Origin of the sequence: Cupriavidus sp. SK-3, assembly GCF_000611145.1 — a bacterium.
Taxonomy (GTDB): Bacteria; Pseudomonadota; Gammaproteobacteria; order Burkholderiales; family Burkholderiaceae; genus Cupriavidus.
Map to the genome: position 1 here is coordinate 76,301 of NZ_JFJV02000215.1, position 20,803 is coordinate 97,103.

The window sequence follows — 20,803 nt, forward strand, 5'->3', positions numbered from 1 at the left end:
AAGGCAAAACGGAGGGCGTCGATAGGAGGCATGGACGAAATGATAGCAGCCATATAGTTAGGATGCAAATGATCACCATGCGAAGCAATACCGCATTGCGTCGTGCGAATAATGCAGCACATGGACCGCCGGGCGGCAGTGCCAGCTCGCCGCCGCCGATATCCATGGGATATCACTGCCGCCGAAATGAATATTGGACACCTGGCGGCACGGTCCCTTAGCCTTTTGGGATAAACCCGGCCCCGCAGCCGGGGTACAAGAGGAGACCCGATGCACCCTGTCCGCCGCCTGCCGTTGGCCGCCATGGCCGCCAGCGCACTCGTGCCCGGCACCGGCGCCGCGCGCCGACTAGCCCCGGCGGCCCATCAGGATGGTGATGTCGTCCCCGCCCGGCAGCGGCACCGATCGTGCCAGCATTCCCAATGCCATGACATTCGTCGCCAGAGCATGGCCAACCAGACACGCCTGACACGCCTGACACGCCAACTAGGAGACCCCGCATGACCAGCTTCCTGCGCTATGAACAACAGGGCCACATCGTGACCCTGACCATGAACGAGCCCGAGCGGCGCAACCCGCTCACCGGCAATACCGCGGTGGCCGACTTCCTGGATGCCATCGACCGCATCCACCGCGACACCAGCGTGCGCGCGGTGATCATCACCGGCGCCGGCACCGCGTTCTCCTCGGGCGGCAATATCCGCGACATGGAGCGCCAGGCCTCCGGCCAGGTGCCAGGCATGGAGATTCGCCAGGACTATCGCCTGGGCATCCAGCGGCTGCCGCTGGCGCTGTTTAACCTGGAGGTGCCGGTGATTGCCGCCGTCAATGGCGCGGCCATGGGCGCGGGCCTCGACCTGGCGTGCATGTGCGATATGCGCATCGCCTCGGAGCAGGCGCAGTTTGCCGAGAGCTTCGTCAAACTGGGGATCATTCCGGGCGATGGCGGCGCGTGGCTGCTGCCGCGCGTGATCGGGCTGTCGCGGGCGGCCGAGCTGACCTTTACCGGGCAGGTCATCGATGCGCGTCAGGCGCTGGAGTGGAATCTCGTTTCGCGCGTCGTGCCGGCGGAGCAGTTGCTGCCCATGGCCAACGAACTGGCGGAGCGCATCGCCGCCAATCCGCCGCATGCGGTACGGCTGGCCAAGCGCCTGCTGCGCGAAGCGCTGCACACGCGGCTGGATACGCTGCTGGAATTGTCGGCCGGCTTCCAGGCGCTGTCGCACCAGACCTCGGACCACCGGGAAGCGGTCTCCGCCTTCCTGGACAAGCGCCAGCCGGCGTTCACCGGCAGTTGATCCGGCACCACACCAACTTCCATCCATCACACATCCGGAGCACCGCCATGCAGCAAGCCGTCATCGTAGACGCCATCCGATCCCCCATGGGCCGGTCCAAGCCAGGCTCGGCCTTTACCGAATTGCATCCCACGGAATTGCTGGCGCAGGTGCTGGCCGGGCTGGTGGAACGCAACAAGCTGGACCCAGGGCTGGTGGAAGACGTCATCACCGGCTGCGTCAGCCAGGTGGGCGAGCAGTCCGCCACACCGGGCCGCGTGGCGTGGCTGGCGGCCGGTTTTCCCGAGCATGTGCCCTCCACCACCATCGACCGCAAGTGCGGCTCCAGCCAGCAGGCCGTGCATTTTGCCGCGCAAGGCATCATGGCGGGCGCCTACGATATCGTGATCGCCTGCGGCATCGAATCGATGAGCCGCGTGCCGATGGGCTCCGGCCGCATCGGGCAGAACCCCTACGGGCCGTCCTTCGAGGCGCGCTACGCGCCCGGGCTGGTGTCGCAGGGCGTGGCGGCGGAGCTGGTCGCGGCGCAGTGGGAACTGTCGCGCGCCGATCTCGACAACTACGCCGCGCAATCGCACCAGCGCGCGCACAAGGCGCAAGAAGCCGGCGCCTTCCGCCGCGAGATCCTGCCGATCCGCACCGCCGCCGGCCTGGTCCAGCACGATGAGACCATCCGCCCTACCACCACGGCCGAGCGCCTTGCCACGCTGGCGCCCTCGTTTCGCGACGAGGCGCTGGGTCAGCGCTTCCCGCAGATCGGCTGGCACGTGACCGCGGGCAATGCCTCGCAGATCAGCGACGGCGCCTGTGCCATCCTGCTGATGAGCGAGCGCGCCGCCTCGCGCCTGGGCTTGAATGCGCGGGCGCGTTTCGTGGCCTTCGATGCGTGCGGCGACAGCCCGCTGACAATGCTGACCGCCCCGATCCCGTCAAGCAAGCGCGCACTGGAAAAGAGCGGCCTTGGCCTCGATGCGATTTCCCACTACGAGATCAACGAAGCCTTTGCCTGCGTGCCGCTGGCCTGGCAGCGCGCGCTCGGCGCCGATCCCGCGCGCCTGAACCCGCGTGGCGGCGCGATCGCGCTTGGCCATCCGCTGGGCGCCTCGGGCGCGCGCCTGATGACCACCATGCTGCACGCGCTGGAAGACAGCGGCGAGCGCTACGGCCTGCAGTCGATGTGCGAGGCCGGCGGCATGGCCAACGCCACCATCATCGAACGGCTCTGAGCCGGTAACTGTGCATCCATACCAAGAACGAGGAGAGTCCAGATGAAACTTGCCAACATGTCCGCCGTCGTCACCGGGGGCGCCTCGGGGCTGGGCCTCGCCTGCGCCCGCCGCCTCACCGAGCGCGGCGTGGCCGTGGTGGTCGCCGACCTGTCCGAAGAGAATGGCGCCGCCGCCGTGCGGGAACTCGGCGAGCTGGCCCGCTTTGTCCAGGCCGATGTCTGCGATACCGCGCAGATGACCCGCGTGTTCGACGCGGCGGACGCCCTCGGCACCATGCGCGCGCTGATCCATTGCGCCGGCGTGGGCGGCCCGGTGCGCCTGGTCGAGAAGGACGGCCAGCCCGGTTCGCTGGAAAAGTACGAATCGATCGTGCGCATCAACCTGGTCGGCACCTTCAACACGCTGCGTCTCGCGGCAGCGCGCATGGCCCGCAACGAACCGGTCGACGGCGAGCGCGGCGCCTGCGTGCTGACGGCATCGGTAGCCGCCTACGAAGGGCAGATCGGGCAGATCCCCTACGCCTCGGCCAAGGCCGGCATCGTCGGCATGACGCTGGTGGCGGCGCGCGACCTGGCCCAGCGCATGATCCGCGTCTGCACGATCGCGCCCGGCCTGTTCGATACGCCGCTGCTGGCGCGCCTGCCGGAGAACGTGCGCGCCTCGCTCGGCGCCTCGGTACCGCACCCGGCGCGGCTGGGCACGCCGGATGAGTTCGCCTCGACCGCGCTGCATATCCTGGAGAACGCCATGCTGAACGGGGAGACCATTCGCCTGGACGGCGCGATCCGCATGACGCCGCGCTGAACCAAAGCGCCGTTTGCGAGGCCCCGGTGCTGTCCACGGGGCCGCGCGGCTTCGAATCTGGTTATCATGCTCCGGTCACCGCCACCGCACGCACGAACGCCGCGCCTCCTATGCGAAACCGGATCAACGAAGAAATCACCTTCCGCAAGCTTGAAGTCCTGCTTGCCTACATGGAGACCGGCAACCTCGCCAAAGCCGCCGAGGCGCTGGACGTGAGCACCGTCAGCGTGCATCGCGCGCTGCATTCGCTGGAGGAAGGCATGCGCTGCGCCCTGTTCCGCCACGAAGGGCGCAACCTGCTGCCGACTGAAGCCGCGCATGTGCTGGCGGATGTGGCCGACGATGTGATCAAGACCATGGCCGACGGCATCCGCGCCACGCGCCAGGCCGCCGGGTACTCGGCCGATCACATGAAGATCGGCTCGCTCTATTCGCTGACCATCCGCACCGTGCCGGACGTGGTGATCGGCATCAAGGTCAGGCGTCCGGAACTGCAGGCGGAACTCGTGCTGGGCTCCAACGCGGACCTGCTTTTCAAGCTCAAGCAAGGCGGCATCGACGCGGCGCTGATGGCCATGCCGGAACCGGATCCGGACATCGAGTCCATTCCCTTGTTCGAGGACGAGATCTACTTCGCCGCGCCAGCGGATTCGCCCTACGCGCAGCAAGCATCCATCGACCTGCGGCAATGCAGGGACGAGCCCTTCGTCACGCTCAGCGAGGGCTTCATCACCTATCAAGGCTTCATGGAGGCCTTCCGCATTGCCGACTTCACGCCCAATGTGGTGATGAAGGTCGGCGATATCTTCTCGCTGATGAACCTGGTCAGCGGCGGCGTGGGCTACGCCCTGCTTCCCGGCCGCGTGCGCGACGTGTTCCCGCACAAGGTGGCGCTGATCCCGCTGTCCCCGCAATACCGGCTGCGCCAGACCATCGGGCTGAGCTTCCTGCGGCGGCGCGAGCGCGATCCGAACCTGCTGGCGCTGGCGGCGGTGTGCAGGTTGGCGATGCGGGCGTCACAGCCGGACTAACCCACCACCGCCTTGGTCGCCAGAAACAACAACGACGGCCCCAGCAAGCACCCCAGCCCGGTGTGGAACGTCGCCACCAGCGCGCCATAGGGCACCAGTCTGCGATCCGTCGCCGCCAGCCCCGCCGATACCCCGCTGACAGTACCCGCCAGCCCGCCGAACACCATCGCGGCGCGCGGGTTGTTCAGGCCAAGGAAGCCTGCCGCCATGGGCGTGCCCACCATCACGATGATGGCCTTGATCAGCCCGGTGGCAATGCTCAGCGCGATCACGTCGGAGCTGGCGCCCAGCGCGGCGCCGGTCACCGGCCCCACGATATACGTCACCGCCCCGGCGCCGATGGTGGTCATGCTGACCGCGTCGCTGTAGCCGAACGCGCGCGCCACCGCGGCGCCCACGATAAACGGCAGGATGGTGCCGAGCAGCAGGGATATGGCGCCTACCAGCCCCGCCTTGCGCGCCTCGGTGACCTGCACTTCGAACGCGGTGGCGACGATGGCGAAATCGCGCAGCATGGCGCCGCCCATCAGGCCGATGCCGGAGAACAGCGAGATATCGGCCAGGCCCTTCTCCTTGCCGGTGGCGATGCCGCCGTAGTAGGCCAGCAGCAGGCCTATCACGATGGCAATGGCGGAGGCATGGACACGCCCGAAGGTCAGCCAGCGCGACAGCCGCGAGGACAACCACATGATGATGCCGACGGCAGCGAAGGCGGTGACCAGGCCGTTTTGCAACAGGATGGTATCCAGCAGGTGGGGAATGGATTGTGCGGTGGAAATGGACATGGCGGCCTCTCAGTGCGAAGCGTGGCTGGGGGTGGCTTCAGGGGACGGCAGCGGCGGCAAGGGCGCGTGGTCGCCGGTGCGGCTGAGCACGGCGATGCAGCAGGCCGACACCACCACCGCGCCGATTGCCGCGATCAGGGCTACCGGACCGCCGCGTAGCGCGGCCACCACGTTCTGCTGCGCGGCCATCGCTACCACCACGGGGATATACATCGCGCCCCAGAAGCCCACGCCCGCTTCGGTCTCCTTGGGCAAGAGGCCGCGCCCGTGCAGGTAGAGCCGTATCGAAATCAGCAGCAGCATCGCGATGCCGACGCCGCCCACGTTGGCCTTGACGCCGATCGCCATGCCAAGCAACTCGCCAAGGAACAGGCCGACGAGATGGCAGAGCGCCAGCAAGGCGGTTCCGTAGATGATCATGGTGCTGTCTCCTGATGGCCTGTCCGCGGGCTTGCGAGCAGGCTGGTTCTAGGTTTGCAGGTTGGCCCGCACTATGGGCGGCGGGTCCGCTGGTGCCGGGAGCGGGCTTGCGCGCGCACATCCGTCCGGTATGGATGCAATCTAGGCGAGCCGCCGCGGCGCATCAATCAACCCGGGGAGTGAATCGTTAGCATGGGATTAACGTCGCGCCAGCAGATGTGGATGCCCACAGTGACCGGGCAGGCCTTTGCCCGCCGCGCGGCGGCGTGCGATGCGCACGCAGTGCGAGTGAACGCCTTGCATGTCGTGCCGCCAACACTTACACCTAGAGTAACGATGCCGCGGGCAGCGTCATTGCTTGTGCCGCACGCCGTACGTATCTTGATGCCATCACCCGCATCAATGCACACCGGAGACGCGATGCCGAACCCAGCCACGGTCAGACAGTGGGACACCCGCCGCACGGAGAAGCGCCGCCGCCTCGCGCGCGGCGCCGCCTTTGCCAGCGGCCGCGTCGTGCCCACCGCCGACATCATCCCTTTTCTCGAAGCCATCACCGCGCCGGGCGACCGCGTGGTGCTGGAGGGCAACAACCAGAAGCAGGCCGACTTCCTCTCGCGCTCGCTGGCCGGGGTAGACCCGGCCAAGGTGCACGGACTGCACATGATCATCCCGAGCGTGAGCCGGGTGGAACACCTCGACCTGTTCGAGCGCGGCATCGCCAGGAAGCTGGACTTTGCCTTTGCCGGCGCGCAGAGCCTGCGCATCTCGCAGTTCCTGGAAGACGGGCAACTGGAAGTCGGCGCCATCCACACGTACATTGAGCTGTACGCGCGGCTCTACGTGGACCTGACGCCGAACATCGTGCTGATCGCCGGCTACAAGGCCGACCGCGACGGCAACCTCTACACTGGCGCCAGCACCGAGGACACGCCGGCGCTGGTGGAGGCCGCCACCTTCCGCGACGGCATCGTGGTGGCCCAGGTCAACGAGATCGTGGACGACCCCTCCGGCCTGCCCCGCGTGGATATCCCCGGCTCGTGGATCGACTACGTGGTGCAGGCGGACAAGCCCTTCTTCTGCGAGCCGCTGTTCACGCGCGATCCGCGCCTGATCAAACCGGTGCACGTACTGATGGCGATGATGGCGATCCGCGGCGTGTACGAGCGCCACCAGGTGCAATCGCTCAACCACGGCATCGGCTTCAATACCGCGGCCATCGAACTGATCCTGCCTACCTACGGCGAGTCGCTCGGACTCAAGGGCAAGATTTGCAAGTACTGGACGCTGAACCCGCACCCCACGCTGATTCCCGCCATCGAATCCGGCTGGGTGGAAAGCGTGCACAGCTTCGGCAGCGAACTCGGCATGGAGAACTACGTGGCCGCGCGGCCCGATGTGTTCTTCACCGGCGCCGATGGATCGATGCGTTCCAACCGCGCCTTCTGCCAGCTTGCCGGGCAGTACGCGGTGGACCTGTTCGTCGGCTCCACGCTGCAGATCGACGGCGACGGCCATTCCTCCACGGTCACGCGCGGCCGCTTGTCCGGCTTTGGCGGCGCGCCCAACATGGGCCACAACCCCGGCGGGCGGCGTCATCCCACGCCCGCCTGGCTGGACCTGATCGAGACCGACGATCCGCTGGCGCGCGGCCGCAAGCTGGTGGTGCAGATGGTGGAAACCTTCCAGGCCGGCGGCAAGCCGACCTTCGTCGAATCGCTCGACGCGGTGCAGGTGGCGAAGGACAGCGGCATGCCGCTGGCGCCGGTGATGATCTACGGCGACGACGTGACCCATGTGCTGACCGAGGAAGGCATCGCGTATCTCTACAAGGCGCGCTCGCTGGAAGAACGCCGCGCCATGCTGGCGGCGGTCGCCGGCGTGACGCCGATCGGTCTGCGCCACGACCCCGCCACCACGCGCCGCATGCGCAGCGACGGCCTGATTGCGCTGCCGGAGGATCTCGGCGTGCAACGCAGCCAGGCAACCCGTTCGCTGCTCGCGGCAAAGAGCATGGCCGACCTGGTCGACTGGTCGGGCGGGTTGTACGAGCCGCCCGCACGGTTCCGGAGCTGGTGATGGCGAGCCCCGCATGGCTCGCCGGGCCGGGCATCGATGGCGCCTTCGAACCGGAGGCGATTGCGCTGGCGGATCTCGCCGTGAGCGCGCTGATCGACGAGGCCGCGCTGTCGCCCAAGCCCGGGCTGGTCGATAGCCGCGGCAATGGCGCGCATGCCGATCTCAACCTGGACCTGATGCGCATCTCGGCGCGCGCGCTGCACCCCGCCTTCGCCGAAATGGCGGCGGCGGGCATGCGCGCCGCCCGGCCCGGCGTGGCGCTGCGCGAGCGGCTGGGCGCGCTCGGCCGGGACGCCGAGACCGCCATGATGCGCGCCACCGGCGGCATCAACACGCATCGCGGCGCGATCTGGAGCCTGGGCCTGCTGGTGGGCGCGGCTGGCGTGCACCGGGATACGCGCAGTGCGCATGGCGTAGCGCGGACCGCCGGCGCCATCGCGCGCCTGCCCGACCGCCATCGCCCCGCGCGCACCGGCAACAAGGGCGAACGCGCGTGCATCGACTACGGCGTCAGCGGCGCGCGCGGCCAGGCGCAGGCTGGCTTCCCCCATGTGCTGCGCGCCGGCCTGCCTGAGCTGCAGCGCAGCCGCGCGCGCGGCGACGCGGAGCCCAGCGCGCGCGTCAACGCGCTGCTGGCGATCATGCGCCGCCTCGACGATACCTGCGTGCTGGCCCGCGCCGGCCGCGAAGGGCTTGCGCTGATGCAGGAAGGCGCCAGCCAGGTGCTCGCGGCGGGCGGCATCGCCACGCTGGCCGGACGCCGCCTGTTGCGCCGCCTGGAAGCCGGCATGCTGGCCTGCAACGCCTCGCCCGGCGGCGCGGCCGATCTGCTCGCCGCCACTTTTTTCCTGGACCGGTTGCCGTCCGCGACGCCGCCGGTCCATTGCCCCGTGCAAGGAGACAACTAATGGAACAGCTCCAGTTCGAATATCCCGCCGGTGCGCCGGCAAGCCAGCGCGTGCTGGTAGGCGTGGTCGGCTCCGGCGACCTTGAAGTGATGGTCGAGCCCGGCACATCCGGCACCACCACCATCCATGTCACCACCTCGGTGGACGGCTACGGCAAGGTCTGGGACGCGCAGCTCTCGCGCGTGTTCGGCGCCGGGCCGCGCGCCGCCATGCGCATCCGCATCCACGATTTCGGTGCCACGCCGGGGGTGGTGGGCATGCGGCTGGCGGAAGCCTTCGAAGCGCTCGGCACCGATGGCGGGGAGCAATCATGAACCACGCATCGCTACTGACGCGCGAGAGCTTTATCGAGCTGGGTGCACGCGCAAGGGCGCATGCGCTGCTCGATCCCGGCAGCTTCCGCGAACTGGCGGGCCCGTTCGATCGCCTGGTCTCGCCGTGGCTGGAACGCCAGGGCGTAGTGCCGCAGGCCGATGACGGCGTTGTGGTGGCCAAGGGCCGCATCGGTGGACAACCCACCGTGGTCCTCGCCATCGAGGGCGCGTTCCAGGGCGGCAGCCTGGGCGAAGTGGGCGGCGCCAAGATCGCCGGCGCGCTGGAACTGGCCGCGCAGGACAACCGCCGCGGCGTGCCCACGCGCGCCGTGATTTTGTTCGAGACCGGCGGCGTGCGGCTGCAGGAAGCCAACCTGGGACTGGCCGCCATCGCCGACATCCACGCGGCCATCGTCGACCTGCGCCGCTACCAGCCGGTGGTGGGCGTGATCGCCGGGACGGTGGGCTGCTTCGGCGGCATGTCGATCGCGGCGGGGCTGTGCAGCTACCTGGTGGTGACGCGCGAAGCGCGGCTGGGCCTCAACGGTCCGCAGGTGATCGAGCAGGAAGCGGGCGTCGCGGAATACGATTCGCGCGACCGGCCTTTTATCTGGAGCTTTACCGGCGGCGAGCAGCGCATCGCCACCGGCCTGGCCGACCGCTACGTCGAAGACGACAGCGATGCCATCCGTGCCGCCGTGCAAGCGCTATTGGCAGGCGGCGTGCCGGCCGCGCACCGCAGCGAACGCTACGCGCACTACCTGCAATGCCTGGCCGAATACGATCCGGCGCGCCAGCCGGAGCCGGAGACCGTCCGCGCCATCTACGCACCCGGAGCAAAATCATGAGTACAAACACGAGTACAGCAAGCGCCCCAGGCCGCGGCGAAACCTGGCTCGCGGCGCTGACCCGCAACGCCCCGCGCCGCCCCGGCTATCCCGCCACCGTGCAGGTTGCCGACGCGGAGCTTGGCGGCCGGCCGGCACGCTTTATCGCGGTGGTGCCCGACGCCGCCAACGCCTACCCGCGCGTGCGCGGCGGCGAGGTGGGCCTGCTCGAAGGCTGGTCGCTCGCGCAGGCGGTGCATGAAGTCGTGCAGGCCGACCGCGACGCCGCGATCAAGCGGCCCATCGTCGCCATCGTCGATACACCCAGCCAGGCCTATGGCCGGCGCGAGGAAGCCTTCGGCATCCACCAGGCCCTGGCCGGCGCGGCCGGCGCCTACGCCACGGCGCGGCTGCAAGGGCATCCCGTGATCGCACTGCTGGTCGGGCGCGCCATGTCCGGCGCCTTCCTGGCGCACGGCTACCAGGCCAATCGCCTGATCGCGCTGGACGATGCCGGCGTGGAAGTGCACGCGATGGGCAAGCAAGCCGCCGCCCGCATCACCATGCGCAGCGTGGAGGACCTGGAGAGCTTTGCCGCCAGCGTGCCGCCGATGGCGTACGACATCGGCAACTACGCCACGCTGGGGCTGCTGTGGAAAATGATCGGCGTGAAACACGCCGCGCAGCCGGATGCCGCCGATCTCGACACCGTGCATGGCGCGCTGCAGGCGGCGCTGGCCGATATCCAGGCCGACCCGCACCCCGATCTGCGCAGCCGCCTCGGCGGGCAAAACCGGCAGGCTTCCGGCCGCGTGCGCGAGGTACTCGCGCAGCAGTGGCAGGACTGAAGCCATGGCATGCCGCGCCGCAGGGCAATGACATGACCGCACGCACGCTGCTGCCGCACGACCTGCTGTGGCTCGCCGACCCGCAGGCCTTCGCCGGTGCCAATGCGCTGCCTGCCTGGGCGACGGTCGAATGGCTGGCGCGTGCGCCGCTTGTCGTGCGGCGCGACCGCCTTGACGGTGCCCGCATCCCGGTCGGGCTGCGCGGCACCACGCGCGCGCAGCGCCACGCGGCGTGGCTGCCCGATACGCAGGTGGCGCGCGTGGTGACGCCGGGCATGATCGCGCGGCAGGCGCGCTGGCGGGACCATCCGCGCCGCAGCGAATTGCCGGTGCTGGCCGCGCTCGCTCGCGTGGCGCCGCTGCTGGACGATGCGCAGGTGAACTGGGGCGTGACGGGCGGAGCCGGTTTCACGCTCGCCTCCGGCATCGATGTGCTGCATGCCGGCAGCGATCTCGATCTGCTCGTCACCGCCACGGTGCCGCTTGCCACTGGTGCTGAGCGGGCGCTTGCCGCCCTGCTCGACGCTACCGAAGTCCGCATCGATATCCAGGTGTCCACGCCCTTCGGCGCCTTCGCGCTGCGCGAACGCGCACGCACGGGCGGCCGCGTGCTGCTCAAGACGGCATACGGTCCCGTCATGAGCGAAGATCCGTGGCATCCCCGGAATTGCGGTACGCCATGAGCACGCTGTTCACCTTCCCCGGCCAGGGCGCCCAGCGTCCCGGCATGCTGCACGCGCTGCCCGCTCATCCGGCGGTGCGCGCCGCGCTCGACGAAGCCAGCGACGCACTCGGGCGCGATGCGCTCGCGCTCGACAGTGCGGCCGAACTCGCCTCCACCGTGGCCGTGCAGCTCAGCCTGCTGATCGCCGGCGTGGCCATGGCGCGCTGCCTGCTTGCCGAGGGCGCCAAGCCGGATGCCGTGGCCGGCCTGTCGATCGGCGCCTACCCTGCCGCGGTGTGCGCGGGTGTGCTGGACTATGCCGATGCGCTCAGGCTGGTGGCGCTGCGCGGCCAACTGATGGAGCAAGCATATCCGGACGGCTATGGCATGACGGCGATCTTGGGCATGGAACTCGGCCCGCTGGAACGCGTGATCGCGCAAGTGCACGGGCCAGCGTCGCCGGTCTACCTGGCCAACCTCAATGCGCCCGCCCAGTTCGTGATCGCGGGTGCCGCACCGGCCATGGCGCGCGTCGCAGCGCTGGCGCTGGACAGCGGCGCGCATGCGGCCAAACCCATCGCCATCAGCGTGCCATCGCACTGCGCCCTGCTCGACGGCGCGGCGGACACACTTGTTCATGCCTTCGCCGACGTGCGCCTTGACCGCCCGCGCCTGCGCTACTTCAGCGCCAGCGCGGCGCGCGAGCTGCGCGACCCCGCCCGCATCGGCGCCGACCTGGCGCGCAACCTCGCCGTGCCCGTTCGCTGGCACGAGACCATGCTGCTGGCGCGCGAATGCGGCGTGTGCCTTGCGGTGGAGATGCCGCCCGGCAATGTGCTGACGCGGCTGGCCGCGCCCCTGCTGTCCGACGGCATCGCCGTGGCCTGTGCCGACACGCGCATCGACAGCGTGGTGGCGCTCACGGCGCGCGAAGCGCTGCGGGCGTCTACCTGAGCCTGCGTCTCAGCCCAGCGGCAATGCCGTGCTGTACAGCACCTGCTTGAGCGCAAAACTCGAACGGATGCTGGACACACCGGGGATGCGCGTGATCTGGTCGATGATCAGCCGCTCCAGCGCTTCCACGTCGGCCACCACCACGCGCAGCAGGTAATCGGCATCGCCCGACATCAGGTAGCACTCCATCACCTGCGGCAAGGTGGTGATGCGCCGCTCGAAGGCATCGAGCGTTTCGCGGCGCTGCTTGTCCAGCGAGATCTGGATGAACACCACCACCTTCAGGCCGAGCCGGCGCGCATCCAGCAGCGTCACCCGGCGCGAGATCACGCCCTGTTTTTCCAGCTGCTTGACCCGCGCCAGGCATGGCGAGGGCGACAGGCTGACGCGGCTGGCCAGCTCCACATTGGTCAGGCTGGCGTCTCGCTGCAGCTCGTTGAGAATCCGGATATCCGTGGCGTCCAGGTCAATGTCCAGCACGTTGCGCTCCCGTTTTTTCGAATAGCAGCATTCTATGCCGCAGCGAGCGGGATTTGCAGTTGGCTTCGGTTTTTGCTGCGGCGCAATAGACCGTAGACTTTCCAGCCTCCCCCACCCATCCGCGGCGGCGGGGCAATCTGGTCACGGAATCGAGTAGAAGCATGCAAGCACAACAAGGATGGCGCCGGTTTATTCCCCTCGCCTGCGCCGTGGCGATCTGGGGCGGCAACTGGCCGGTCATGAAGCTGGGCCTGACCCACGTCAGCCCGCTGTGGTTTGCCGCCGCGCGCTTTGTCTCGGCCGCCGCGATCAGCTTCCTGGTGCTGGGCGCCCTGCGCCGGCTGCGGCTGCCGACGCGGCAGGAGTGGCCGCTGGTGATCGGTGTGGGCCTGCTGCAGATGGCGGCCTTCACCGCGCTGGCGCTGTGGGCGCTGCAGTACGTGCCGCCGGGCCGCGCCTCGGTGATTGCCTATGCCACCTCGGTCTGGGTGATTCCGCTGTCGTCGCTGGTGCTCAAGGAGCGGCTGTCGCGCCCGCAATGGATCGCCACCGGCCTGAGCTATGCCGGTATCGCGCTGATGATCGCGCCAGCGCTGCGCGACTGGCAGCTGCATACCGCCGTGGGCCTGGTGATGCTGCTCGGCGCATCGCTGGCCTGGTCGCTCAGCATCATCCAGTTGCGCGCCAACCGCGCGGTGCGGCTGGGCGCCGACATGATCCCGTGGGAGACCGCGGTGGCCTCGGTGCCGCTGGTGCTGCTGGCACTGCTGCGCGACGGCGCGCCGCACTTCCTGTCGATGCCCGAGATCTGGCCGCTGCTGTTCTACACCGGGCCGCTGGCCACCGCGCTGACCTTTATCGTGGTGCTCAACATGACGCAGACCCTGCCGCCCGCCGCGACCTCGATCGCCATGCTGTGCGTGCCGGTGATCGGGCTGGTGGTGTCGGCGGTGGCGTTCCAGGAGCGCATCTCGGCGGATCTCTCGGCAGGGCTCGCGCTGATCGCGCTGGGCGTGGCAACCTCCGCACTGGCGCCCTGGCTGGGACGGCGCCTGCCGTGGCGCAGCGCTTGATTTCCACCGAAGTTACAAGAAGACACAGTTGTATTGGCCCGCTAATACCTGACAACGGCGCGCCGCATTACAGTGGCGGCAACTACTAACCGGAGTCACCCGTGCGGAAACTTGCCACCCTTTGCGCCTTTGCCGCTGTCGCGGGCCTTGCTTCAGGCGCGGCCTTCGCGCGCGTGGACGTGGACATCGGCATCGGACTGCCCGGCCCGGTGTTCGTCGCCCCTGCTCCGGTCTATCAGGCGGCTCCCGTCTACCAGCCGGCCCCGGTCTACCGCGCCGCGCCGGTCTACGAAGCAGCCCCGGTATATGTCGCGCCCCAGCCGGTCGTGGTGGCGGGACCTGGCTACTACGGTCCCAGATACTATGGCCGCGGCGAGCGCGAATGGCGTGAACGCGAATGGCGCGAGCAGCGCTGGCGCGAACGCGAGCGCCATGAGCATGAGCACGAATGGCGCGATCGTGATCGCGACTGGCGCCGCTGATGGCGAGGACATGGCTGTTTCTGCTGGCACTGCTGCTGTTGCGGCAAGCGCCTACGACACCGAGGCCAGCGGCAGATTCAGCAGCAGATTCTGCGGCTTCATCCTGAAGACGCCGGCCTCGTTCATCGCCGCGGCCAGATAGACCGGGCGGCCGGCAACGTCCGGCCTGACCACGGACGGATCGGCAAAATCCAGCCGGAACAGCGACAGGATGCGCCGTTGCCGCTCCGGCTCCAGTTCCTCCCCCCGGTACAGATCGTTGAGTATCTGCGTGGCCTGCGCGTCCAGCCCGATGTGCCAGGCCCAGTGCCGGTCCTCGATCGCGCTCAAGGGCATCACCGTCACTTCCACCCCGAAGAAATGCCGCACCCACCGTGCGATCACGCGGCTGAACGCCCCGAGCGCCGCGCTGCCGCTGGCGAAGCGGATCACGGTGTCGCGGCGTTCGTTGCGGGTCCAGTAAGCCGGGGCGTTGTCGCGATCCAGCACATCCAGTTCGACCTTGCGCGCGGGAATCTGCGCTTGCGCCAGCAAGCGTCCCAGTTCGCCGTAGACGCTCCCCGATGCGTGCAGTTCGACCGTTTCGGCATCGGCCAGCATGACCGCGCCCTCCTGCAACGACACTTTCTGCGCGCGGGAGAACAGTTCCGCCGCGCGCCATTCCATCGGGTCGGGGTTGTCATGCAGGATGCCGTGCACGATCAGGTGCGCGAGCTGGTCGATAAAGACCGGCGGTACGGTCACGTTGCCCTGGCGAAAGATATCCAGGTAAGCCGCCTCGACGGTGGGCGCCGCTAGCAGGCGCTCGCGCATGGCCAGCACCACGCCGTAGTTCTCGCGCGCATCGGCGTCCTGCAGCGCGGCAATCTCGCCGGCGGCCACCGGCCGCCGGGGATCCGCGATCAGCGCCGCGTGCAGCGCGCGCTCGGCGTCGCACGACGCCTCCACCGGTGCCACTTCGGGACGGCACCACCACGTACGCAGCAAGTGATCGCCGGGGAGCAGCTTGCCGTCGCTGTCGCGGGCGGCGGGGTCGAAACCGGAATGGGGCCAGGCGTCGCGAGGCCAGGAAGCGGGCATGATGAGCGGGGATACCGGGGCTGGAAGATCGCCCCAGTATCCCATAGGCGGAACCGGCTCAGCCCGCCGCGCCGCCCTGGCTGGCCCGCACCGCTTGCGCCAGCCGTTCCACGCCTTGCACGATCTGCTCATCCGAAGCCGTGGCGAACGACAGCCGCAGCGCGCCCGAGCGCTGCCCGTCCACGCTGAAGCTGGCGCCCGGCACATACATCACCCGCGCCGCGATGGCATGCGGCAGCAGGCTCGCCGCATCGGCCACGCCTTCGATCTCGCACCACAGGAACATGCCGCCCTGCGGGGTTTCGCCGCGCAGCGCGGGGCCAAAGGCATCGGCCAGCGCCCGCACCATCAGGTCGCGCTTGTGGCGGTACAGGTCGATGATGCACGCGGTCTGCCGGGCCAGCAGGCCATCGGCCAGGCAGGTAGCCATCGCCAGTTGCAGCCACGGCGACGTGCAGAGATCGGACACTTGCTTGGCGATCACGGCGCGCCGCAGGATCTCGGCGGGCCCCGCCATCCAGCCCAGCCGGAGCCCGGGCGCCATGGTCTTGGAAAAACTGCCGAGGTAGATCACCCAGGGCGTCAGCGCGGGGTCCTGCGCGGCCAGCGACAACAGCGATGGCAGCGGCTCGCCGTCGAAACGCAGGCTGCCGTAGGGATCGTCCTCCACCACCACGATGCGATGCTGCGCGGCGAGCGCCAGCAGCGCGCGGCGGCGTTCCAGCGCCAGCGTGCGGCCGCTCGGGTTGGCAAAAGTGGGCACCAGGTAAAGCAGCCGTGGCCGCTCCTCTTCACGGCAGTCGGCCAGCATGGCGGCAAGGGTCTGCACGCACACCCCGTCCTGGTCGGACGGGATGCCGCGCACCGCGGCGCCGGCCAGCCGCAGCGCCTGCACGGCGGCGGGATAGGTCGGCGTCTCCACCCACACCGGCGTACCGGGCGCGACGAAGGCCTGCACCAGCAGCTCGAACCCTTGCTGCGAGCCCGATGTCACCACGATCTGTTCGGGCGGCAGGGGGGCGCCGCGCCCGGCCATCAATGCCGACAACTCGCGACGCAGCGCTGGCATGCCTTCGGTCGGCCCGTATTGCAGGCATTGTGCCGGGTCGCTGGCCATGACCCTGGCCGCGGCGTCCTGCAACGCGCCGGCATCGAAGCTGGCCGGGGAGGGGTAGCCGCCGGCGAAGGAGATCATGCCCGGCAGGCTCATGTAGGGAAACAGTTCGCGGATGGGCGAGCCCTGCGGCTCCCGCATGGCGGGCGCGAAGGCGTACGGATGGACTGGCGTGCTCATGGGATGCTGGCGGAGAGAGGCAAAGGCGGGGCTGCGCGGCGTACTGCGAGAAATCTGGCCAGCCCCGCGCGGCAGCATGCGCGGGGCCCGGCGTCGGCCGCGCTCAGTCGACCGTGGCGCCGGACAGCTTGACGATCTCGCCCCACTTGCGGCGGTCGTTGCGGACCAGTTCGGCGAACGCCTCGGGCGTATTCGGCGCCAGTTCGGCGCCCTGCTCGCGCAGCTTGGCCTGGATGGCCGGATCGCTGGTGGCGCGTGCCAGGTCGCGGCTGATCTTCTGCGCCAGCGCGGCGGGCAGGCCCTTGGGGGCGAACAGCCCGAACCACGGGCTGGCGTCGAAGCCCTCGACCGGACCGGCCGCCGCCACGGTAGGCACATTGGGCAGCGCCGCCGAACGGCCAGCAGAGGTCACGGCCAGCGCCTTGAGCTTGCCCGAGCGGACAAACTGGATCGACGCCGGCAGGTTGTCGAACATCACGTCCACGCTGCCGCCCATCAGGTCGGCCAGCGCCGGGCTGCTGCCCTTGTAGGCAACGTGGCTCATCTGCGTGCCGGTCATGCGCTGGAACAGCTCGCCGGCCAGGTGGGTCGAGGTGCCGTTACCTGCCGAAGCCATGTTCACCTTGCCGGGATTGGCCTTCAGGTAGGTGATGAACTCCGCCAGCGTCTGCACGCGGGCACGCTCGGCGAACGCCGGCGAAACCACCACCACATTGGGCACCTTGGCGACCAGCGATACCGGCGTGAAGTCCGCCGCGGCGTCATAGGGCAGCTTCTTGTACAGCGTGGGATTGATGCCGAACTCGCCGACCGAGCCCATCAGCAGCGTATAGCCGTCGGCCGGCGACTTGGCCGCCACGCCGGTGCCCACGATGCCGCCCGCGCCGGGACGGTTGTCCACCAGCACCGGCTGCTTCCACATCGCGGTGAGCTGGTCGCCGATCATGCGCGCCACCATGTCGGTGGTGCCGCCGGCCGGGTACGGCACGACGATGCGCACCGGCTTGTTGGGGAATTCTTCCGCGCTGGCGGTGGCCGCCGCGAGCAGGCCCATTGAAATGCCGCAATGGCCGATGATGCGAAGCAGTCGATTCATGCCGGTCTCCTCGTTTCCTTATGGTTGTGATGTCCCTCTCGTGGTCCGTCTCTCGGGGGGCGGGGGACGCGGGAACCCAGGACGCTGTGTTCCCGGAGATCGGCATTTTTAGTCATCAACTTTTTTACATCAAGCGAGATTTACGCATAGGATGATGACTTTTCTACATCAAGTTGCAGAGCCCATTCCCGCCCGGGGATTCCCAGCAACGCATTGAGACCATGAGCGCCTCCCGCATTCCCAGCCTGAGCAGCCTGCGCGCCTTCGAAGCCGCCGCCCGCCACCAGAACCTGCGCCGCGCCGCGGCGGAGCTATGCCTGAGCGAGAGCGCCGTCTCGCGCCAGATCGCCGCGCTGGAGAGCCAGCTCGGCGTGGCGCTGTTCCATCGCGCCAACCAGCGCGTCAGCCTGACCCCGGCCGGTTCCCTGTACGGCTACCAGGTGCGGGAAAGCCTGCAGAAGCTGCAGCGCGATACGCTGGACATCATGGCGCACGAGGGCGCGGGCGGCATCGTGGAACTGGCGTGCGTGCCGACACTGGCGGTGGAATGGCTGATTCCCCGGCTGCCCGCGTTCTATGCGCAGCATCCGCAAGTGGTGGTCAATTTCAGCGCGCAGGCGGATGTGTTCCTGTTCGATGGCACGCCCTATGACGCCGCCATCCACTATGGCGAGGCCAACTACCCTGGCGGGCGCGCCGATCCCCTGTTCGACGAGGAATCCGTGCCGATCTGCCATCCGGACTTCTTCGCCGGCGAGGCGCCGGTCAGCGCAGAGCGGATCGCGCAGGCGCCGCTGCTGCATCTCTCGACGCGGCGGCTCGACTGGAAGAACTGGATGGAAGCGGCAGGCGTCAGCGACGTCAACGCCATGCGCGGCACGCGCTACGACCACCACAGCATGGTGATCAGCGCCGCCCGCGCCAGGCTGGGCGTCGGCCTGGTGCCGCGTTTCCTGGTGGAGGAATACCTGGCGCTGGGCCTGCTGGTGATGCCGGTGGCGCAAGCCATGTGCTCGCAGCGCGCCTACTACCTCGTCGTGCCCGACTCGCGGCCCGTGAGCGACGCCATGTCGCGCCTGCGCACCTGGCTGCTGGCCGCGGCGCGGGACTTTGCGGCCCGCCAGGCAGAACGCCTGGAACGGCAAGCGACAATTAATCAAAAAATTTGAACATCAAATACGATACAGGAACGCATACCAGAGCCGCACCAGATCTATCCTTTGTCACATGGAGACGCAACATGTTCTCCCGATTTCAACAAGACAAATAGATCATGAAAGTCACCACCGCCCGCCTGCTCGTCGCTGCCGCCATCGCCGGCACCGCCCTGCTCTCGCTGAACTCCGCCTTTGCCGCCGGCACGCACGCCGGGGACGACTACGGCTACGTGCACAGCGCCACCGACGCCTACACCGACGGCGCGCGCAAGATCGACGCCTTCAGCGACGGCGCCCGCACGGTATTCCAGGACTATCCGTTCGGCTTCGCGGTATGAAGGGCAACGGCGGTGCGGCGCGCGCCGCCCCGGCCGGGACGCACTGACAGACAGCAGGAACGCATCATGACCATCAAAGACACTGCCCTGATCCTTGCCGGATGGATTGCCGCCTGCCTGGGCAGCGGCTGCCTCGTGAGCTTCGCGGCGCAGGCACTGCAGCGCTGACAAGCGCGGCTGGCGATCGCGGCCATCCACCCGTCATTCCTTCGCGCCAGCCGCCTCCAGTACATCCGTCAGCTTTCGGCCCGCATCGAGCGCCGCCGGAAAACCGCAGTACACCGCGCTGTGCACCACCAGTTCGCGCAATTCCTGCGGCGTCACGCCATTGGCCAGCGCCCCGCGCAAATGCCCGGTCAGCTCCTGCGGCCGGTTGAGCGCGATCAGCATCGACACCGTGGCCAGGCTGCGCTGCTTGCGGTCGAGCCCGTCGCGCGTCCACACCGTGCCCCAGGCGAATTCCGTCACCAGTTGCTGCAGGCCGACATCGCCCTGCTGTTGCGCGGCCTCGAAAGCGCGCTGCACGTATTGCGCCCCCATGACCTCCGAACGTACCTCCCGGCCGGCTTCGAAAGCCGGTGTCTGCGTATAAGCGGTGGGATCTTGCCTGGCTTGCGTCATTTGCTGTTCTCCTTTGCCGTTTGCGTGCGCACCGGCAGTCTGAACCGCGGCCGGCAACTTGTCCACGCGCCGGCTCTCCCTCAGGGCCCTTGCTCGTCGGGCTCCCGCGCAAAACCCTCCTCGCGGCGCGCGATGGCACTGGCCAGCCCGAATTCCCTGGCAAAGAGCACGATCAGCGCGAGCATGGCCAGCGCGCCGATCGCCAGCCGATAGTAGATCCACATGACGGCAAGCCGGAACAGCCGGCAGAGTTTTCCTGTCTGCAGGGTAGGCTCCGGCACGTCAAAAAGGCGCTTGGATGCCCGTGGCGCGGTGCAAAGAAGTCGTCAAAACGGCAAGGAACGAAAATCGCCAAAGCGCGGAAACATGCACGCAATTTGATCTGGATCCTGGCAAGGCCGGCACGCGGGTGCCATGATGATGGCAGTGGCCGCCCCCAACACACATGCAGGCACCGCCCCTTTCCAACAACGATTGCAGCCATACCAGGAGATAGCCGCCATGACCAACATCGTGCTCGCCACCGACGGTTCACCCTTTGCCGACGCAGCCGCCCGCTTTATCGTCGAAGGCAAGCTGCTGCAAAGCGGCTTTACCGTGCACGTGGTCCATGTGACGCCCGAAGTCACCGGCCAGGTGCGCGCCTTCGTCAGCAAGGACACCATCGACGCCTGGCACCAGGAAGAAAGCGAGAAAGCCATGAAATCCGTAGCGGACATCCTCGCCGCCGCGGGCATCGCCTTCGAGCAGCACGCACTGCACGGCTTCGCGCCGGAACGCATCGTCGGCTATGCGGCCAGCGTGGACGCGCGCGCCATCGTCATGGGCACGCACGGACGCGGCTCATTCTTCGATGCGGTGATTGGCTCGGTAGCGGGACGCGTGCTGGCGCACGCGCCGTGCCCGGTAGTGCTGGTGAAAGCACCGGGGAAGAAGTAAGGCCGAAAGGCCGAAGAGGCAAGGATAGAAGCGTACCGTCCGATCCACGAATCGGTGTAGCCGTGTGGAGCGCCCCCAAGGG

General features: G+C 68.4%; 24 protein-coding genes. 16 read left to right on the top strand and 8 right to left on the bottom strand.

Annotated elements, in window-relative coordinates:
- Positions 1-500 precede the first annotated feature (500 nt).
- From CF70_RS21765 to CF70_RS21780, 4 genes are all read left to right on the top strand, one after another.
- Positions 501-1,298, top strand: a complete 798-nt coding sequence (locus CF70_RS21765) for a crotonase/enoyl-CoA hydratase family protein (protein WP_035869422.1) — start codon at positions 501-503, stop codon at positions 1,296-1,298.
- Positions 1,299-1,345: 47 nt separating this feature from the next.
- Positions 1,346-2,524: a thiolase family protein gene (locus tag CF70_RS21770; protein ID WP_035869425.1), complete on the top strand. Its 1,179-nt coding sequence runs from the start codon at positions 1,346-1,348 to the stop codon at positions 2,522-2,524.
- Positions 2,525-2,566: 42 nt separating this feature from the next.
- Entirely contained in the window at positions 2,567-3,331 is a 765-nt protein-coding gene (locus CF70_RS21775; protein WP_035869430.1) for an SDR family NAD(P)-dependent oxidoreductase, read from the top strand.
- Positions 3,332-3,441: 110 nt separating this feature from the next.
- Positions 3,442-4,362 (top strand): LysR family transcriptional regulator, encoded by a 921-nt coding sequence (locus tag CF70_RS21780; RefSeq protein WP_035869518.1) that lies wholly within the window; start codon positions 3,442-3,444, stop codon positions 4,360-4,362.
- On the opposite strand, the gene madM is transcribed toward CF70_RS21780, so the two are convergent.
- Together madM and madL are read right to left on the bottom strand one after the other, a co-directional pair.
- Positions 4,359-5,147, bottom strand: coding sequence for a malonate transporter subunit MadM (gene madM, locus CF70_RS21785; RefSeq protein WP_035869434.1), 789 nt, complete (start codon positions 5,145-5,147; stop codon positions 4,359-4,361). The genes CF70_RS21780 and madM overlap by 4 nt on opposite strands.
- A gap of 9 nt (positions 5,148-5,156) precedes the next feature.
- Positions 5,157-5,567, bottom strand: a complete 411-nt coding sequence (gene madL, locus CF70_RS21790) for a malonate transporter subunit MadL (RefSeq protein WP_035869437.1) — start codon at positions 5,565-5,567, stop codon at positions 5,157-5,159.
- Positions 5,568-5,987: 420 nt separating this feature from the next.
- On the opposite strand from madL, the gene mdcA reads away from it, so the two are divergent.
- The 7 genes from mdcA to mdcH are packed head-to-tail and all read left to right on the top strand — an operon-like array spanning position 5,988 to position 12,161.
- Positions 5,988-7,646 (top strand): malonate decarboxylase subunit alpha, encoded by a 1,659-nt coding sequence (gene mdcA, locus CF70_RS21795; RefSeq protein WP_035869440.1) that lies wholly within the window; start codon positions 5,988-5,990, stop codon positions 7,644-7,646.
- A complete protein-coding gene (locus tag CF70_RS21800) occupies positions 7,646-8,554 on the top strand; it encodes a triphosphoribosyl-dephospho-CoA synthase (RefSeq protein WP_035869444.1) in 909 nt (302 codons plus the stop codon). Before mdcA ends, CF70_RS21800 begins: the two co-directional genes overlap by 1 nt.
- Positions 8,554-8,868, top strand: coding sequence for a malonate decarboxylase subunit delta (locus CF70_RS21805; protein WP_035869447.1), 315 nt, complete (start codon positions 8,554-8,556; stop codon positions 8,866-8,868). The genes CF70_RS21800 and CF70_RS21805 overlap by 1 nt, the downstream gene beginning before the upstream one ends.
- Positions 8,865-9,716: a biotin-independent malonate decarboxylase subunit beta gene (locus CF70_RS21810; protein WP_035869450.1), complete on the top strand. Its 852-nt coding sequence runs from the start codon at positions 8,865-8,867 to the stop codon at positions 9,714-9,716. The genes CF70_RS21805 and CF70_RS21810 overlap by 4 nt, the downstream gene beginning before the upstream one ends.
- Positions 9,713-10,543 (top strand): biotin-independent malonate decarboxylase subunit gamma, encoded by an 831-nt coding sequence (gene mdcE / locus CF70_RS21815; protein ID WP_035869454.1) that lies wholly within the window; start codon positions 9,713-9,715, stop codon positions 10,541-10,543. The genes CF70_RS21810 and mdcE overlap by 4 nt, the downstream gene beginning before the upstream one ends.
- A gap of 32 nt (positions 10,544-10,575) precedes the next feature.
- Positions 10,576-11,226: a malonate decarboxylase holo-ACP synthase gene (locus CF70_RS21820; protein ID WP_035869520.1), complete on the top strand. Its 651-nt coding sequence runs from the start codon at positions 10,576-10,578 to the stop codon at positions 11,224-11,226.
- Positions 11,223-12,161, top strand: coding sequence for a malonate decarboxylase subunit epsilon (gene mdcH / locus CF70_RS21825; protein WP_035869458.1), 939 nt, complete (start codon positions 11,223-11,225; stop codon positions 12,159-12,161). Before CF70_RS21820 ends, mdcH begins: the two co-directional genes overlap by 4 nt.
- Positions 12,162-12,170: 9 nt before the next feature.
- On the opposite strand, the gene CF70_RS21830 is transcribed toward mdcH, so the two are convergent.
- Positions 12,171-12,641, bottom strand: coding sequence for an Lrp/AsnC family transcriptional regulator (locus CF70_RS21830; RefSeq protein ID WP_006158020.1), 471 nt, complete (start codon positions 12,639-12,641; stop codon positions 12,171-12,173).
- A gap of 161 nt (positions 12,642-12,802) precedes the next feature.
- Here CF70_RS21830 and CF70_RS21835 point away from each other — a divergent pair, with 161 nt between their 5' ends.
- A complete protein-coding gene (locus CF70_RS21835) occupies positions 12,803-13,714 on the top strand; it encodes a DMT family transporter (protein WP_035869461.1) in 912 nt (303 codons plus the stop codon).
- Positions 13,715-13,815: 101 nt separating this feature from the next.
- Positions 13,816-14,196 (top strand): hypothetical protein, encoded by a 381-nt coding sequence (locus CF70_RS21840; protein WP_035869463.1) that lies wholly within the window; start codon positions 13,816-13,818, stop codon positions 14,194-14,196.
- Between the two features lie 51 nt (positions 14,197-14,247).
- On the opposite strand, the gene CF70_RS21845 is transcribed toward CF70_RS21840, so the two are convergent.
- The 3 genes from CF70_RS21845 to CF70_RS21855 form a co-directional block, all read right to left on the bottom strand.
- Positions 14,248-15,276: a DUF6352 family protein gene (locus tag CF70_RS21845; protein ID WP_035869466.1), complete on the bottom strand. Its 1,029-nt coding sequence runs from the start codon at positions 15,274-15,276 to the stop codon at positions 14,248-14,250.
- 58 nt (positions 15,277-15,334) lie between these two features.
- Positions 15,335-16,570 (bottom strand): PLP-dependent aminotransferase family protein, encoded by a 1,236-nt coding sequence (locus tag CF70_RS21850; protein ID WP_035869469.1) that lies wholly within the window; start codon positions 16,568-16,570, stop codon positions 15,335-15,337.
- 103 nt (positions 16,571-16,673) lie between these two features.
- Positions 16,674-17,624 (bottom strand): Bug family tripartite tricarboxylate transporter substrate binding protein, encoded by a 951-nt coding sequence (locus CF70_RS21855; RefSeq protein WP_235185153.1) that lies wholly within the window; start codon positions 17,622-17,624, stop codon positions 16,674-16,676.
- Positions 17,625-17,887: 263 nt separating this feature from the next.
- Here CF70_RS21855 and CF70_RS21860 point away from each other — a divergent pair, with 263 nt between their 5' ends.
- The gene (locus tag CF70_RS21860) at positions 17,888-18,835 is read left to right on the top strand and encodes a LysR substrate-binding domain-containing protein (RefSeq protein ID WP_035869475.1); all 948 of its coding nucleotides are present in this window, start codon (positions 17,888-17,890) and stop codon (positions 18,833-18,835) included.
- Between the two features lie 104 nt (positions 18,836-18,939).
- The gene (locus CF70_RS21865) at positions 18,940-19,161 is read left to right on the top strand and encodes a hypothetical protein (RefSeq protein ID WP_035869478.1); all 222 of its coding nucleotides are present in this window, start codon (positions 18,940-18,942) and stop codon (positions 19,159-19,161) included.
- A gap of 201 nt (positions 19,162-19,362) precedes the next feature.
- On the opposite strand, the gene CF70_RS21870 is transcribed toward CF70_RS21865, so the two are convergent.
- Positions 19,363-19,782 carry a carboxymuconolactone decarboxylase family protein gene (locus tag CF70_RS21870; RefSeq protein WP_035869482.1) on the bottom strand — a complete coding sequence of 140 codons (420 nt, stop codon included), beginning with the start codon at positions 19,780-19,782 and terminating at the stop codon, positions 19,363-19,365.
- An 80-nt stretch (positions 19,783-19,862) separates the two neighbouring features.
- On the bottom strand, positions 19,863-20,006 hold the full coding sequence (locus CF70_RS37040; RefSeq protein WP_200876788.1) for a hypothetical protein: 144 nt from the start codon (positions 20,004-20,006) through the stop codon (positions 19,863-19,865).
- A 277-nt stretch (positions 20,007-20,283) separates the two neighbouring features.
- Between CF70_RS37040 and CF70_RS21875 the strand changes: the two genes are divergently transcribed.
- Positions 20,284-20,721, top strand: coding sequence for a universal stress protein (locus CF70_RS21875; RefSeq protein ID WP_035869485.1), 438 nt, complete (start codon positions 20,284-20,286; stop codon positions 20,719-20,721).
- Positions 20,722-20,803: the final 82 nt, after the last annotated feature.